This is a genomic window from Ancylobacter sp. 3268 (genome assembly GCF_031456575.1).
Taxonomy (GTDB): domain Bacteria; phylum Pseudomonadota; class Alphaproteobacteria; order Rhizobiales; family Xanthobacteraceae; genus Ancylobacter.
Genome location: NZ_JAVDUX010000001.1, coordinates 269,592 through 284,795, shown reverse-complemented (window position 1 = coordinate 284,795; position 15,204 = coordinate 269,592). Strand labels below are relative to the sequence as shown.

At 67.7% G+C, this 15,204-nt stretch carries 13 protein-coding genes; 3 read left to right on the top strand and 10 right to left on the bottom strand.

What is annotated here, in order from left to right:
* Positions 1-6 precede the first annotated feature (6 nt).
* From J2X65_RS01365 to J2X65_RS01355, 3 genes are all read right to left on the bottom strand, one after another.
* Positions 7-3,189, bottom strand: coding sequence for a multidrug efflux RND transporter permease subunit (locus J2X65_RS01365; RefSeq protein WP_310196895.1), 3,183 nt, complete (start codon positions 3,187-3,189; stop codon positions 7-9).
* Positions 3,190-3,234: 45 nt separating this feature from the next.
* Complete coding sequence (locus J2X65_RS01360; protein WP_310197385.1) at positions 3,235-4,464, bottom strand: efflux RND transporter periplasmic adaptor subunit; 1,230 nt, start codon at positions 4,462-4,464, stop codon at positions 3,235-3,237.
* 89 nt (positions 4,465-4,553) lie between these two features.
* Positions 4,554-5,375 carry an alpha/beta hydrolase gene (locus J2X65_RS01355; RefSeq protein ID WP_310196892.1) on the bottom strand — a complete coding sequence of 274 codons (822 nt, stop codon included), beginning with the start codon at positions 5,373-5,375 and terminating at the stop codon, positions 4,554-4,556.
* A 175-nt stretch (positions 5,376-5,550) separates the two neighbouring features.
* Here J2X65_RS01355 and J2X65_RS01350 point away from each other — a divergent pair, with 175 nt between their 5' ends.
* Positions 5,551-6,474: a LysR family transcriptional regulator gene (locus tag J2X65_RS01350; protein ID WP_310196889.1), complete on the top strand. Its 924-nt coding sequence runs from the start codon at positions 5,551-5,553 to the stop codon at positions 6,472-6,474.
* Positions 6,475-6,575: 101 nt separating this feature from the next.
* Complete coding sequence (locus J2X65_RS01345) at positions 6,576-7,496, top strand: LysR family transcriptional regulator (protein ID WP_310196886.1); 921 nt, start codon at positions 6,576-6,578, stop codon at positions 7,494-7,496.
* 6 nt (positions 7,497-7,502) lie between these two features.
* Here J2X65_RS01345 and J2X65_RS01340 read toward each other — a convergent pair whose 3' ends face one another.
* The 3 genes from J2X65_RS01340 to J2X65_RS01330 are packed head-to-tail and all read right to left on the bottom strand — an operon-like array spanning position 7,503 to position 8,802.
* Positions 7,503-7,646: a hypothetical protein gene (locus tag J2X65_RS01340; protein WP_310196884.1), complete on the bottom strand. Its 144-nt coding sequence runs from the start codon at positions 7,644-7,646 to the stop codon at positions 7,503-7,505.
* Positions 7,639-8,556, bottom strand: a complete 918-nt coding sequence (locus tag J2X65_RS01335; protein ID WP_310196880.1) for a dihydrodipicolinate synthase family protein — start codon at positions 8,554-8,556, stop codon at positions 7,639-7,641. The genes J2X65_RS01340 and J2X65_RS01335 overlap by 8 nt, the downstream gene beginning before the upstream one ends.
* A 15-nt stretch (positions 8,557-8,571) precedes the next feature.
* A complete protein-coding gene (locus tag J2X65_RS01330; RefSeq protein ID WP_310196878.1) occupies positions 8,572-8,802 on the bottom strand; it encodes a hypothetical protein in 231 nt (76 codons plus the stop codon).
* Positions 8,803-9,040: 238 nt separating this feature from the next.
* Between J2X65_RS01330 and rocF the strand changes: the two genes are divergently transcribed.
* Positions 9,041-9,964: an arginase gene (gene rocF, locus J2X65_RS01325; RefSeq protein ID WP_310196876.1), complete on the top strand. Its 924-nt coding sequence runs from the start codon at positions 9,041-9,043 to the stop codon at positions 9,962-9,964.
* A gap of 2 nt (positions 9,965-9,966) precedes the next feature.
* Here rocF and J2X65_RS01320 read toward each other — a convergent pair whose 3' ends face one another.
* The 4 genes from J2X65_RS01320 to J2X65_RS01305 form a co-directional block, all read right to left on the bottom strand.
* A complete protein-coding gene (locus J2X65_RS01320) occupies positions 9,967-10,893 on the bottom strand; it encodes a ribokinase (RefSeq protein ID WP_310196873.1) in 927 nt (308 codons plus the stop codon).
* 153 nt (positions 10,894-11,046) lie between these two features.
* Positions 11,047-11,670 (bottom strand): Isoquinoline 1-oxidoreductase subunit, encoded by a 624-nt coding sequence (locus J2X65_RS01315; protein WP_310196870.1) that lies wholly within the window; start codon positions 11,668-11,670, stop codon positions 11,047-11,049.
* A gap of 9 nt (positions 11,671-11,679) precedes the next feature.
* The gene (locus tag J2X65_RS01310) at positions 11,680-12,192 is read right to left on the bottom strand and encodes a 2Fe-2S iron-sulfur cluster-binding protein (RefSeq protein WP_310196868.1); all 513 of its coding nucleotides are present in this window, start codon (positions 12,190-12,192) and stop codon (positions 11,680-11,682) included.
* Entirely contained in the window at positions 12,189-14,954 is a 2,766-nt protein-coding gene (locus tag J2X65_RS01305; protein ID WP_310196865.1) for a molybdopterin cofactor-binding domain-containing protein, read from the bottom strand. Before J2X65_RS01305 ends, J2X65_RS01310 begins: the two co-directional genes overlap by 4 nt.
* Between the last annotated feature and the right edge of the window lie 250 nt (positions 14,955-15,204).

Sequence of the window (15,204 nt, the reverse complement as noted above, 5' to 3'; positions counted from 1 at the left end):
GCCGTCTCACTCCGCCGGGTGCGGCAACGCGGCGATGCCGTGGCCGTGCTGGCGGAGCGGCCGGTTGCCGGTAAGCGCGCGCAGCAGCACGTAAAACACCGGCGTCAGGAACAGGCCGAAGAAAGTGACGCCGATCATGCCGGCAAACACCGCCACACCCATCGCATGGCGCATCTCGGCACCGGCACCGGTCGACAGCACCAGAGGCAGCACGCCCATGATGAAGGCGAAGGAGGTCATCAGGATCGGCCGCAACCGCAGCCGCGCCGCCTCCACCGCCGCATCCACCGGATTGCTGCCGGTGAACTCCAGCTCGCGGGCGAACTCGACGATCAGGATCGCGTTCTTCGCCGACAGGCCGACCAGCACCACCAGGCCGATCTGGGTGAAGATGTTATTGTCCCCTCCTCCCAGCCACACGCCGAACAGCGCGGCGAGAATGCCCATCGGCACGATCATGATGATGGCGATCGGCAGGGTCAGGCTCTCATACTGCGCCGCCAGCACCAGGAAGACGAGCAGCAGCGCGATCGGAAATACCAGCACCGCGGAATTGCCGGCGAGGATTTCCTGATAGGTCAGGTCGGTCCACTCGAAGTCGAAGCCGGGCGGCAAGACCTCGGCGGCGATGCGCGCCGCGGCATCCTGCGCCTGGCCGGACGAGAAGCCCGGCGCCGGTCCGGCATTGAAGTCGGCGGACAGGAAGCCGTTATAGCGCATGGCGCGTTCCGGCCCGGCGGTGGTCTCCACTTTCAGCAGCGCCGACAATGGGATCATCTCGCCGTTGCTCGCGCGCACCTTCAGCTTGCCGATATCCTCCGGCTTGGCCCGGTAGGGCGCATCGGCCTGCACACGCACCGAGTAGGTGCGGCCGAACTTGTTGAAGTCGTTGACATAGAGCGAGCCGAGATAGACCTGCAGCGTCTCGAACACCGACTGGATGGGCACGCCGAGCTGGCGGGCCTTGGTGCGGTCCACATTCGCGAACAGCTGCGGCACGTTGACCTGGAAGGTGGTGAACTGGCCAATCAGCTCCGGCGTCTGCATCGCCTTGGCCATGAAGGCGTTGGTCACCCGCGCCAGTTCCTCGAAGCCGCGACCGGCGCGATCCTCGATCTGCATCTTGAAGCCGCCCACCACGCCGAGGCCCTGCACCGGCGGCGGCGGGAACATGGCGATGAACGCCTCCTGGATCACCCCGTATTTCTGGTTCAGCGACATGGCGATGGCGCCGGCGCTGAGCGAGGGGTCCTTGCGCTCCTCGAACGGCTTCAGCGTCGAGAACACGATGCCGGCATTGGACGAGTTGGAGAAGCCGGCGATCGACAGGCCGGGGAAGGCCACCGCGCTTTCCACGCCCGGCTCGGCCAGCGTGATCTCCGTCATGCGGCGGATCACCTCTTCCGTGCGGTCGAGCGTGGCGCCGTCGGGCAGCTGCGCGAAGCCGACGAGATACTGCTTGTCCTGCGCCGGGACGAAGCCCGACGGCACCGTCTGGAACAGCCACCAGGTAGCGCCGAGCATCACGGCGTAGAACAGCATCACCACGCTCTTCACCGTGAGCACGCCGCGCACGCCGCGGCCGTAGCCGTTTGAGCTGCGCGAGAACACCCAGTTGAAGCCGCGGAAGAACCAGCCGAGCAGCGCATTGATGATGCGTTGCAGGAAGTCCGGCTCGGCGTGATGGCCTTTGAGCAGCAGCGCGGCGAGCGCCGGCGACAGCGTCAGCGAGTTGATCGCCGAGATCACCGTCGAGATGGCGACGGTCAGCGCGAACTGCCGGTAGAACTGCCCGGACAGGCCGGAGATGAACGCGAGCGGCACGAACACCGCCACCAGCACCAGCGCAATGGCGATGATCGGACCGGACACCTCGCTCATCGCCCGATAGGCGGCGTCGCGCGGGGAAAGCCCCTCCTCGATATTGCGCTCGACATTCTCGACGACGACGATGGCGTCGTCGACGACGATGCCGATGGCCAGCACCAGCCCGAACAGGCTGAGCGCGTTGATCGAGAAGCCGAACACATACATCACCGCGAAGGTGCCGACGATGGACACCGGCACGGCCAGCAGCGGGATGATCGAGGCCCGCCAGGTCTGCAGGAACACCACCACGACGATGACGACCAGCAGCACCGCCTCGAACAGCGTGTGGACCACCGCCTCGATCGAGGCATCGACGAAGCGGGTTGTATCGTAGACGATGGCGTAGTCGACGCCTTCCGGCATCGTCTTCTTGACCTCCTCCATCGTCTTGCGGACGTTGGCGGCGATCTCCAGCGCATTGGAACCCGGCGCCTGGAACACGCCGATGCCGACCGCCTGCTTGTTGTCGAGCAGCGAGCGCAGCGCATAGTCGGCCGCACCGAGTTCGAGACGGGCGACGTCGCGCAGGCGTACCACCTGCCCGTCGGCACCGGTCTTCACCACGATGTCGCCGAACTCCTCCTCGGTCTCGAGGCGACCGGCAGCGTTCACCGACAGCTGGAGATCGACGCCCGGAACGGTGGGCGAGGCTCCGACGATGCCGGCCGCCGCCTGGATGTTCTGCGCACGGATCTCGTTGACGACATCCCCCGCCGACAGGCCGTGCTCGGCAATCCTCTGCGGATCCAGCCAGACCCGCATCGAGTAGTCGCCGGCGCCGAACATGTCGACCTGGCCGACGCCGGCGATGCGCGCCAGCCGGTCCTTGACGTTCAAGACGCCGTAATTACGCAGATAGGTGATGTCGTAACGGTCGTTCGGCGAGACCAGATGCACCACCATGATGAAGTTGGGCGAGCTCTTGGTGGTCGTCACGCCGAGGCTGCGCACCTCCTCGGGCAGGCGCGGTTCGGCCTGGCTGACGCGGTTCTGCACCAGCTGCGTCGCCTTGTCGGGATCGGTGCCGAGCTTGAAGGTGACGGTCAGCGTCATCACGCCATCGGTCGTCGCCTGCGAGGACATGTAGAGCATGTCCTCGACGCCGTTGATCTGCTCCTCGATCGGCGTCGCCACGGTCGCCGCGATAACCTTGGGGCTGGCGCCGGGATATTGCGCGCGCACGATGACCTGCGGCGGCACCACCTCGGGATATTCCGAGATCGGCATCACCCGCAGCGCCAGCAGGCCCGCGACGAAGATCAGCACCGAGATGACGCCGGCAAAGATCGGCCGGTCGATGAAGAATTTGGATAGATTCATAGCGTCCTCCCCCCAAAGGAGGTCAGCAGGCCGAGGCTGGGAGCCTTATTGGGCGGCGACGGTGGCGGAGCCCGTCGCCTTGGCGGCGGAGGCGGTTTCCATGGGCACGATTTCCGGCGCCAGCAGCGCGCCGGGGCGCACCCGCTGCAGGCCGTTGACGACGACACGCTCGCCATCCTTGAGGCCGCTGGTGACCACGCGCAGCCCTTCGGTCGGCGGCCCGAGCTTCACCTCGCGATAGGAGGCCTTGCTGTCGGCATCGACGACGAAGACGAACTTCTTGTCCTGGTCGGTGCCGATGGCGCGCTCGTTGATGACCAGCGCCGGCTCCGTCTTGGCGCGGCCCATCTTCACCCGCGCGAACTGGCCCGGCACGAGGCGGCCCTGCGGATTGTCGAACACCGCGCGCAGCCGGAAGGTGCCGGTCGCTGCGTCCACCTGGTTGTCGACCAGCTGAAGATGCCCACGCATCGGATCGGCGCCGGTGGTCGCGGTGGCGATCTCCACCGGAATGCGATCGATCTGGCCGAGGACATCGCCGTCGCCGATCGTTGCGAGCGCTTTGCTGACCACATTCTCATCGGCATCGAAGCCGACATAGATGGGATCGACGGAGACCAGCGTGGTCAGCACCGGCGAGGTGGGACCGGCCGCGACCAGATTGCCGACGGTGACGTTCAGCCGGCCGACGCGGCCATCCACCGGCGCGCGTACCTCGGTGTAGCCGAGATCGAGCTTGGCCGTCTGCACGGCGGCTTCCGCCGCCTTCAGATTGGCCTGCGCCTCGCGAAACACATTGGTGCGCTGGTCGAGATCGCGAACGGAGACGACGCGGTTGTCGACCAGCTGCTTGCCGCGATCGACCTCGCTGCGGGAGAATTCGACCTGCGCGACCAGCGCTTCGCGCAGCGCTTCGGCGCGGTCCAGCGCGGCCTGGAAAGGCTCGGGGTCGATGGTGACAAGCAGATCACCCTGCTTCACCAGCGCGCCCTCGCGGAAATGAACCGTCTTCACCGCCCCGGCGACGCGCGGGCGCACCTCGACCCGCTCGACCGCCTGAAGGCGGCCGGAGAACTCGTCCCATTCCATGGTGTCGCGGGTCTTCAGCACCGCGACCGAGACCGGCGTCGCCTGCGGTGCCTGGGCCTGTGCCGGCGGATCGGTGGCGAGGGCGGTGCTGATCGGCCAGGCGAACCAGACGGCGGCGGCCGTCGCCATTCCGGCAAGGCCGAAGGCAAGGCCGGCATCACGCCAGCGCCGGCGCGGCGTCTCCATTTCTATACGCGCGAGCTCGGCCTGGACGATTTCCGGAACGGCGGCGTGACTACGAGCTTTTTCGGTGCTCATGCGAAATCTCCCGGCCCTCAGGCCTGAACGGTCTCGGCGACGGCGACAGAGCGCCCTGCCAGAAAGGAAGCGAACAAGGGCCGCAAGTCCTGCGCCCAGGGCGGCAGGCCGGCGGCATTGGGATTGTCCTCGGGCCAGTCGGAGGCATCGGCGACGACATGGCTCTCGACCGGCACGCCACAGCCCTGGAGGCGGTGGACATAGTCGAGGCTCTCGTCGCGCATCGGGCAATCGTCCGAGGTGATGATGAGGGCCGGCGCGACCCCACCAAGGCGGCGCGCGCCCAGCGGAGCGGCATAGGGATGCGCGCCCTTGTCGGCCGAGCCGAGATAGGAGTGCCAGCCATCCGCCCACTTGCAGCCGGCGGCGCCCGCCTCGGCGGCGTGGATGGAGCCGGAAGCCAGGCACGGGTCGAGCATGGGCGAAATCAGGATCTGGCCGGCGACCGGCGGATGATGCTGGTCGCGGGCCATCAGGGTCAGCGCGGTGGCGATGTTGGCGCCGGCTTCCTCACCGGCGACGAACAGCTTTGCCCCCCGCCCCGCCCATTGGGCACGCTGGCGATAGAGCAGGCCGAGCGCGGCGAAGCTGACATTGAGCGCGGCAGGAAACGGATGCCGGGGTGCCAGCGGATAGTCGAGAGACACCACGACGGCCCCGGCCTCGGCCATCGCCCGGCAGATCATGGCGCTGCAGTCGAAATCGCCGCAGGTGAAGGTGCCACCATGAAGATGAAGGACAAGCGGCGCCGGCCGCCCTGACGAGCCGGTGCGATAGACGCGAACGGGCAATGCCGCGCCGTCCAGTTCCAGCCTGTCCTCGGTCCATTGAGCCGACATGAAATCACCTTGGGAAAACGGGGGCCATGACGGCAACCCGATTTCACCCCTGCTGCGATGCAGCGAGATTTAGTCCTTCAGCAAGAATGAAAAAATATCGGATTCGGGATTTCATTATTCACACAGGGAAACAATATCGGGTTTCGTTCGTCGCGCGGGAGGGAGAAACCGGGGCATGGACCAGATTGCGGCAATGCGGGCCTTCGTCCGCGTGGTCGAGGCCGGCAACTTCACTCGCGCCGCCGACCTCCTCGACATGCCCAAACCGACGGTCACCAAGCTGATCCAGCAGCTCGAAGCGCATCTGCGCACCAAGCTGCTCAACCGCACCACGCGTCGGGTCGGAGTCACCCCCGACGGCGCCGCCTATTATGAGCGTGCGGTAACGCTGCTCTCCGACCTCGAGGAACTCGACGGCTCGATGATGCGTTCGCAGGCCAGCCCGGCCGGGCGGCTGCGCGTGGACACCAGTACCTCGCTCGCGCTCCACGTGCTGATTCCCGCTTTGCCCGACTTCCATGCGCGCTATCCCGACATCCAGCTCGATCTCGGCGTGTCCGACCGGCCGGCCGATCTGGTGGCGGAAAACATCGACTGCGCCATCCGCGGCGGCGACGTGCTCGATCCCGGCCTGATCGCGCGACGGGTCGGCGAGATCGAACTCGTGATGTGCGCGACGCCGGGCTACATCCAGCGCCACGGAATGCCGCAGCATCCGCGCGATCTGGAAAGCGGCCATCAGACCATCGCCTATTTCAGCCCGCGCACTGGGCGGCGCATGCCCTTCGACGTCATGCGCGACAAGGAGGTCTATGAGCTCGATCCGCCCTATGTGCTGGCGGTGAACGATTCCACCGCCTATCTCGCCGCCTGCCTGACCGGGCTCGGCATCGCCCAGTCCATCTATTCGCTGATCGAGCCGCATCTGGAAGCCGGCCGGCTGGTGCGGGTACTGCCCGAATGGCATTCCGAGCCCATCGTGCTGCACGTCGTCTACTCGCCCAACCGGCATTTGAGCAGTCGGCTGCGGGTGTTCGTTGACTGGGTGGCGGAGTTGCTCGCCACCTCGAACGTGCTGCGCCGTCGACCGGTGCGCTGATGCCGTCGAGGCGTCGGCCCGACAGGCGCTCGCGCTTGCTCCGCCCGGTCGGCCGGGATTTTATGAGCCCGCTTCAATGAAATCCGGATTCCGGTTCACGCATGGCCGCCTTCTCGCGTTCCGACCTCGCCGATCTCAGCACTTTCGCCACCGTCGTCCGGCATCGCAGCTTCACCGGCGCGGCCATCGAGATCGGCGTCACCACCTCCGCGCTCAGCCATGCGATCCGCCGCCTGGAGACCCGGCTGGGTGCGCGGCTGCTCAACCGAACCAGCCGCTCGGTGGCGCCGACGACGCTCGGCCTCGCCCTTGCCGAACGGCTAGCGGAGGGCTTTGATACCATCGCGGCGGCGCTGGACGAGGCGGCCGGCGAACGCGCCGCCTCCCTCGGCGAGATCCGCCTCAATGTGCCGGCCGATGCCGCAATGCTGCTGCTGCGTCCGGCGCTGCCGGACTTCGTCAAGCGCTTTCCCCACACGCGGCTGTCCGTCGCCGTCGAGGATCGGCCGGTCGACATCGTGGCGGAAGGCTTCGACGCCGGCATCCGCTATGGCGACACCGTACCGGAAGACATGGTGGCGATGGCGCTCACCCCGCCGCTGCGCTGGGTGACGGTGGCGTCGCCGACTTACCTCGCCCGCTTCGGCCGGCCCCGCGCGCCGGAGGACCTCGGCGATCATCGCTGCCTTCGGCTGATGCTCGGCAATAACGCGGTCTTTCGCTGGGAGCTCGGCGACGGCGAAAGGCTGATCCGCCTCGACCTGGCCGGCACGCTGACCTTCAACGATACCGCGACCACCATCGATGCCGCCGTCCAGGGGCTCGGCATCGGCTATGTGCTGGAGGAACGGGTGCGGGCACACCTCGCCGACCGGCGGCTCGAGATCGTGCTGCCGGACTGGGCCTCCACCGGTGCCGGCTTCGCCATGTATTATCCGAGCCGCCGGCAGAACCATGCCGCGCTGCGCCAGCTGGTGGAGATCATCCGCTCGGCGTGGGAGCGTCGACCGTCCACCGCCTGAGGCGGGTCAGAAACGCGAAAGCTGGCTCAGCAACATGGCGAAGGCGAGCACCGCGCTCATGATGAGGGTGATGCGCGCCACGGCAGCATGGCGGCGGCGCTGGCGGCCGATCCGGCCGCCGACGCGGCGATCCACGTTCCGCTCAGGCATGAAGAAGCCCTTGGCAGGCGCCGCGCACATGCTCATCCGCAATCGTCAGTCCGGCCAGGGCGACACGGATGGCTGCGGCGGATGCCGGCGCCGGCTCCACCAGCGGCAGGCGGGGTATGGGCGAGAAGGCCGGGTTCAGCAGCGAGATGGCATATTTGACACCTGCCGGCTCCGGTTCGAGATCGACGGCCTGCTGCAACCGGATCAGCGGCGCCGCCAGCCGCGCCTCCTCGTCCAACTGCCCGCTCATCCGCTTCTGCCAAAGCCGTACGCAGAGATGCGGCACGACATTGGCCAGCGTGGCGATACAGGCGCGTGGCGCCCGGACACCGGGAGCGAACGCCGACTGGCAGCCCGGCGCGATCCTCCAGAGCCGCTCGGCGCAACTCTGTGCCAAGGCGGCGCTGCGAGCGGAATTCTCGTCCTCGTCGAACAAGGCAAACAACCCCGGCTGTTGTAGCAGCCGCCGCATCGTCTCGGGCGCCAACGACACATTGGTGCGCTGTGGAGCATTATGGAGGATCACAGGCAGTTCGCAGTTCCGCACCACCGCCTCGAAATGCTGGCGGAGCCCCTCCTGCGACGGCTTGTTGTAATAGGGCGTGACCAGCATGGCCGCCGCCGCGCCGGCCTCGGCGGCATCCCGCGTCGCGCGGATCGTCGTCGCCGTGCAATGGGTGCCGGTCGCCGCGATCACCGGCACGCGCCGTCCCGCGATGCCGGTGGCGATCCGCACCAGCCGAAGCGCTTCCGCGGAAGCCAGCGTCGGCCCCTCGCCGGCGATGGTGCCGGTTATCAGCCCGCCGACGCCGGCAGCCAGCAGTTCCTCGATGTGATGGGCGTAGGCATCCTCGTCGACCGCCGCACCAAGAAACGGCGTGACCAACGGCACCAATGTTCCATTGAGCATCTGGCGTTCCCCGCCTTACAGGGACAGGAACAGCGGACGCCGCACGAGGCGCACGGCGCTCCGCCGGCCGCCGCACTCGGTGACGGCATAGTGGAGGGCCGCTTCCCTGCTGCGGAAGAAGCCGCCGCCGCGCCCCTGAAGCTCAAGGGCGATCCAATGACCGAGCTGGTCCTTTCCGACGGCGAAACGCAACGTATTGGCGATTGGAACGATTCGGGCCGCCAGCGCATGCTTGAGACGTTTCATGGCCTATCATCACCTTGCCGGCGCGTTGTGTGCGCCGCAACGTCAAGCTAGGTAGGCCGACCTCAGGAAGCGATTGCGATCTGAACCACGCCCCGTAAGGCCGGCATAAAGACCGGTGGCCGCGAGATTGGGAGGAGGCGCGGGACGAGCCGCGAACGATGTGGCTTCCCACCGAACCCGGTGTTCGCATGCCCCAAGAGGCTTGCTAGTCTCGTTGCCTCGAAATGGGGAGACCGCTGTGACGACATGCATCTTGCTGGGAGCTCCGGTGCAGGAGGGAACAGGCCGGCTCGGCTGCGATATGGGGCCGAGCGCCTTTCGCGCAGCCGGGCTCGCCGGTGCGCTAAGCGAGCTCGGTCACGTCGTCGTCGATCGCGGCAACCTGGTGCCGACCCGCCAGCCGGACGTGCGGCACAGCAATGCCGCCATCAAATCCCTGCCGGAGATCGTCGCCTGGACCGAGCTTCTGGCCGCGACGATCTATGAGGCCAGCGCCGAGGGCATGCCCATCACCCTCGGCGGCGACCACAGCCTCGCCGCCGGCACCCTGTCCGGCCTCAGCCGTCGCGCCGCCGATCTCGAACGGCCGCTCTTCGTGCTCTGGCTCGACGCCCATCCCGACCTGCACACGCTCGACAGCACCGAGAGCGGGAATCTGCATGGCGTGCCGATGGCCTATGCCACCGGCCAACCGGGTTTCGAGGGCATCTTCCCGCCCCTTTCCGCGCCGCTGGACATGGCCCGCATCTGCATGATGGGCATTCGCAGCGTCGATCCCGCCGAGAGGGCCAGGCTCGCGGCCGGCGACGTCACCGTGCACGACATGCGCGCCATCGACGAGCACGGCGTCGCCGTCCTGTTGCGCGGTTTCCTCGAGAGAGTGGCCGCCGCCGACGGCCTGCTGCATGTCAGCCTCGATGTCGATTTTCTCGATCCCGACATCGCGCCCGGCGTCGGCACCACCGTGCCGGGCGGAGCCACCTTCCGCGAGGCGCATCTGGTGATGGAGATGCTGCACGACAGCGGCCTCGTCACCAGCCTCGATCTTGTCGAACTCAACCCGTTTCTCGACGAGCGCGGCCGCACCGCACGGCTGATGGTCGATCTGGTGGCCAGCCTTATGGGCCGGCGCGTGCTCGACCGACCGACCCGGAGCCACTGACTTCAATCAGGAGCCGTATCGGCCGCGACAAGAGCTGTGCGGGTGGGCATCGCGGTCTGTGCGCCCTCGGCAACGCACGCCAGCGACGCGCCGATGCACGCGCGCCGCAGCGCAACGGCCAGATGGCCATGGGCCACCATCTCCGCCGCCAATATGCCGACGAACGTGTCGCCGGCACCGGTGGTGTCGACAGGCGTCACCGGCAACGCCGCCGCATGGAGGCGCGAGCCGTCGGGCGCATAGGACACAGCGCCGGCCGCTCCGGCGGTGACGACGCATGTCGTATGGCCGAGCCGGGCGACGGTGCACGCCGCCGCGTCCCAATCGTCGGCCGCCGCCTCCAGGAGAGTCGCGGCGGCACGCGCCTCCAGCTCATTGACGACAAAGATATCCGTGTGTGCCAGCAGGGCCGCGAGGTCCTCCGCCGCAATGGCGGAGGGCGCCGGCGCGAAGTTCCAGACGACGCTCCCACCCGCAGCCTTCACCCGCCGCGCGGCGGCAAGGCTCGCGGCCAGCGGCACCTCCATCTGCATTACCGCCATGGTATCCGGGCCGAGCAGGGCCTCCGGCAGATCGACCGCCGCGACATTGCCATTGGCGCCGCTGGCGACGGTTATGGCGTTCTCGCCCCGCGAATCGACGGTGATGAAGGCGCAGCCGGTGGGCGCATCGTCGGCGACCAGAGGCTCGACCGTCACCCCGTTCGCGGCGAGGTTGGCACGGCAGGCCTCGCCGAAGCCGTCGCGACCGATCCGCCCGACCATGGCGACCCTGCCGTCATGGACGCGGGCGGCTGCCACCGCCTGATTGGCGCCCTTGCCGCCGAACAGCGTGCGATAGCCCGGCGACAGCACCGTCTCCCCCGGCCGCGGAATGGCGCGCACCGTGGCGACGAGGTCCATGTTGATGGATCCGAATACGACGATCACGGCTGCTCTCCCTGCACTGGGCCGAGGTGCCCCCGGCCAGCAAGTGATGCCGCGTGCCGGTGCGGAAAGGAAAGCCCCCTTGAGGGGAAAGTCGCCGGAGGATTTCCTGCCGCCGGTCACGCCGGGGCACGGACCGAAAAGGCCGGGCACCTGTCAGGGGCAGGCCGCCCCGGATTCGGCCCAGGCCTCGACCAGCGCGCCGGCTTGGGCCTGTGTGCCCGGCACCGGGGTACGGCCGGGTCCGGGATGCCACGCCCAGCCGACCAGCGTGTCCTTGCCGATATGCTCGATGAGATCGGCCAGCGTCCGGTTGCCGTTGCGCTTCGGGTCCTTGATCTGCTCGCAGATCTGCGAAACCGTCTTGCCTTCCCAAGCCATTTCCGGCGGCGCGAGATGCCAGGCCTCGTGCCCCGGCATGCGGGCGGGATCGAAATTGGCGCGGCGATGGCAGCTGCCGCACCGCATCGAATCGAGGCCGAAGCCGTCGAGGCCTCGGAACACCGGCGGCTGGTGCAGCCGGGCCTCGTCGCCCTGGCGCGGCCGTTCGGTCGCCGGATGGCAATTGGTGCAACGCGGATTGGTGAGCACCTTGCCCAGCTCAGTGAAATAGGCGGCCGAGCGGGCCTTGGGATCGGCGATATGGGCAAAGTCGGCCGGCGCCGCCAGCGTCCCCGCCCCGGTCGCCGATATGCCGGCGCCGCTGAAACCGGTCGCCGCTGCGCTCGCCAGCACGGCGGCCATCATCAGGGCGGGAAGACGCCATTCGCGGACCATCATGGCACCTTCTCAGGTCAGATAGCGGCCGACATCGGCCAAGACGACCGCGCGCACCGCCTCGTGGTACTTCACATAGCCGGAGCAACGGCACAGATGCCCGTCCAGCGCCTCGGTAAGGGTGCGCTCCAGATCCGCGCGCGGGATCGGATCGCGCGCCAGCCGCTCCAGAAACACCTGACCCTCATTGAGGAAGCCCGGCGTGCAATAGCCGCACTGGAAGGCGAAATGCTCGATGAAACTCACCTGCAGCGGCGTGAGCGCGCCGCCGGCGGCATGCCCCTCGACGGTGCGGATGGTCAGGCCATTGAAATCGATCGCCGGGGCGATGCAGGTCGGACGGGTGGCGCTGGCGCCGTCCTCGTCGACGATCACCGCGCAGCTGAGGCACTGGGCGGCGCCGCAGCCGAACTTGGTGCCGGTCATGCCCAGCACCTCGCGCAGGAAATCGTTCATCGAGAGGTCGTCGCGCACCTCCATGGGACCGATGGCGCGACCATTGATGGTAAGGCTGAGCGCGGTCACCCGATAACTCCCTTGATCATCTGCGGCGTCACCGGCAGCGACTGGAAGCGATGGCCGGTGGCATCGAAGATGGCGTTCAGCAAAGCGGGTATGACCGGGATCATCACCACCTCGGCCATGCCTTTGGGCGGCTCGCGCGGCGACAGCGGCGGCAGGATCTCGATCTCGAGGTCGTGCAGCGGCAGGTCGGAGGCGCGCGCCACCACATAGCGGCCGAGATTCCACTGGCCGTTGCCGGGCCCCTCCTCGAAGGGCGGCAGGTCTTCCAGCAGAGCCTGGCCGACGCCCATGGCGAAGCCGCCCTGCGACTGTCCGAGCACAATCTCCGGCACCAGTGCCTGGCCGCATTCGACGACGCTATAGGCCTTGGCGATGGTGAGCTTGCCGGTGGCTCGCTCGATCTCCACCCGCAGCGTCGTGCCGCACATGGAGGCGAAGGAGGTGCCGATGCGGTTGTAGTCGGTGGGCGGGAAGGCGACCGCCTTGCGATCGAGCACCTGGAACGCACCGCTGCCGCGGCGCACCGCCAGCGCGTCGATATCGGCGGACCAGTCGCCGCCGGGCAGCGCAAAGGTCGCCTCGGACCAGGCCCAGCGCGAGAAGGCATGCGTCATGGCACCGGTGACGCCGCCCTGCTGATGCGCCTTGGCGGCAAGCGCCTTGAGCGACAGCGGCGGCAGGCCGGAAAAGATCAGCGTCTCGCCCTGCCAGAACGCTTGGTCCGACTGGTTGACGCGCGGATCGGCCGCCGGAATGCCCCAGATCGCCAGCGCGGCCGGCCACAGACCGAAGCGAAACACCACGCGCGCCGCCTCGGAGGCTGCCTGCGTGCCGACATGGGCGCCGATCGAGGCGCTGGTCGCCGAGGAAATTTCCGGCACCCAGCGCGGATTGGCGGCCGCCGCGTCCTGCTCGGCCTGGGTGATCGAATAGGGATCGCCGGATTTGACGAGGCCGAGCGCGTCGAACACGTCGACCTGCGCCACCGTGACCTGATCGGCGATGCCGCCGATATGGCCGGCAACCCGGTTCGCCAAGGCGGTGCCGATACCGTTGCCCATCTCCACCGCATCGCTATGGATCGAGATCCGGCCTTCGGCATCGATCTCCACCGTGCCGAGCGAGCAATCGGCGCCGGTGCCGTAATCCTTGGCGGCGCAGGCGACGCCGGTGCCCACCAGAACGCCCGCCGGCGCCTTCGCCTTTTCCGCGGCACGGTTGCGCCAGATCGGGTGGCCGTCGAGCTTGTCGAGGATTTCCGGCGCCCGGACGGAAACCGAATAAGGATTGCCGGTCAGGGTGCGCTCGCCGACCTTGAGCGCATTGCGGCGGCGGAATTCGATCGGGTCGAGCGGCAGCGTCGTGCACACTTCGTCGACCAGCGTCTCCAGCGCCGTCAAGCACTGCACGGTTCCATAGCCGCGCATCGATCCGGCGGTGACGCCGCGGGTGTGCTCGGCAACCGTCGTCACATCGACCTTCGGCACGTTGTACATGCCGATGGCACCGGTGCCCGCGACTACCGCGACGCTGACCGAATAGTTCATCAGCCCGCCACCATCGAGCACATGATCGGCAGCGAAGGCGGCAATGGTGCCGCTGGCGCGGTCGACGGCGATCTGGCTGCGCATCTTGAAGGCATGGCGCTTGATGCCGCCCTGGAACTGCTGGAAGCGATCATGCGCCAGCCGTACCGGACGACCGGGAAAGAACATGGCCGCCAGCGTCAGATAGAGCGGGAACGGCGTGTGGTCGCGCCCGCCGAAGCCGCCGCCGACATAGCAGAACTTGCCGTCGATGCTGGCCGGCTTGAAGTCCGGCACCGCCTCGCCGAGCATGTAGGCGATGGCCTCGGCCGCCTCGAAGGGTGACTGCACGCCCAGCACGAGATCGAGCTTCCTGGCGCCCGGCTCGTAGAAGCCGAGCCCGGCCTCCGGCTCGAGGAACATCGGGTCGATGGACTGGGTCGCGAAGGAGCGGTCCAGCACAAGGGTGCCGGCAGCGGGCTTGGCCAGCTCGTCGCGGATCGCGGTGCCATAGGTCGCGCCCTTGACGTAATCGGCGCCCTTGGCATCCGGCAGCACTTGCCAGACCGGCCGGCCGCTGCTCTCGACGAAGCCGGGGCTGATCCAGCCCTCCTGTATCGGCGAATACAGGTCCGGCGCGTCCGGGGTCGCGCCGGCCACGCGGGTGAAGCGGAAGGCGCCGTAATTCGGCCGGGTCAGAGGCCCGGTCTCGGCACCGAACTTCAGGTGCGGGTTGTCGCGGAGGAACGTGCGCGCACGGTCATAGGCGTCGAAGCGATCGAAGAGGAGCAGGGCCACCGGCTGGCCGAGATAGAGCGGCGTCGTGCCGATCGGGCAGAACAGGTCGCCCGTATAGAAGGGCGGCACCCGCAGGCCGATCTTGGCGATGTCCTCGGCGGCGATGATGGTTGCCGGCTTCGCATCGGCCCCGAGACCGTCAAGGGCCAGCCCTTCATAGACATGGCTGGCGTCGGGCGTACGCAGCAGCAGCGCGTGATGGGTTTCCGCCGGCCAGCCTGGCAGGTCGACGGCGCGAAAATCCGAAGCATAAAGCTTGGCGCCGGTAACCTTCGCCACGCCATCGACACGGCCGATCGCCGGATGGGGCACGCCCCTGCCCGGCAAGGTCTCGCGCTCGAGAAAGTCGGGCGTTTGCGCGCCGGCGAAACGAGACAGGCTGAGCACGATGCCGCCGGCCGCGCTCCACTTCATGAACTCTCGTCGTGACGGCAACATAATACCACTTCCATAACGGAGTTCCAGCGTTCGGACCAGCGCTCCGCTACGCACAGAAACTTCAGGCACACACGAGACAGTATTCGGACGCTCGGCTACCGCCGTCGCGCTCCACTACGCACGCCGCACGCACAAAGAAGGAAATGTAGCGAGCCCCCGCCACCGCTTGTTTTCAAGCGCACTGCCAGCCTGGCAGCCATTGACTGGAATTTAGATGAGTTCTCGAAAGCGCACCAGACCCGGCGCCGGT

Coding starts and splice junctions, on each gene's coding strand:
- J2X65_RS01365 (WP_310196895.1), bottom strand. CDS start 3,189: ATGAATCTATCCAAATTCTTCATCGACCGGCCGATCTTTGCCGGCGTC.
- J2X65_RS01305 (WP_310196865.1), bottom strand. CDS start 14,954: ATGTTGCCGTCACGACGAGAGTTCATGAAGTGGAGCGCGGCCGGCGGC.
- J2X65_RS01350 (WP_310196889.1), top strand. CDS start 5,551: ATGGACCAGATTGCGGCAATGCGGGCCTTCGTCCGCGTGGTCGAGGCC.
- J2X65_RS01330 (WP_310196878.1), bottom strand. CDS start 8,802: ATGAAACGTCTCAAGCATGCGCTGGCGGCCCGAATCGTTCCAATCGCC.
- J2X65_RS01335 (WP_310196880.1), bottom strand. CDS start 8,556: ATGCTCAATGGAACATTGGTGCCGTTGGTCACGCCGTTTCTTGGTGCG.
- J2X65_RS01360 (WP_310197385.1), bottom strand. CDS start 4,464: ATGGAGACGCCGCGCCGGCGCTGGCGTGATGCCGGCCTTGCCTTCGGC.
- J2X65_RS01355 (WP_310196892.1), bottom strand. CDS start 5,375: ATGTCGGCTCAATGGACCGAGGACAGGCTGGAACTGGACGGCGCGGCA.
- J2X65_RS01315 (WP_310196870.1), bottom strand. CDS start 11,670: ATGATGGTCCGCGAATGGCGTCTTCCCGCCCTGATGATGGCCGCCGTG.
- J2X65_RS01340 (WP_310196884.1), bottom strand. CDS start 7,646: ATGCCTGAGCGGAACGTGGATCGCCGCGTCGGCGGCCGGATCGGCCGC.
- J2X65_RS01345 (WP_310196886.1), top strand. CDS start 6,576: ATGGCCGCCTTCTCGCGTTCCGACCTCGCCGATCTCAGCACTTTCGCC.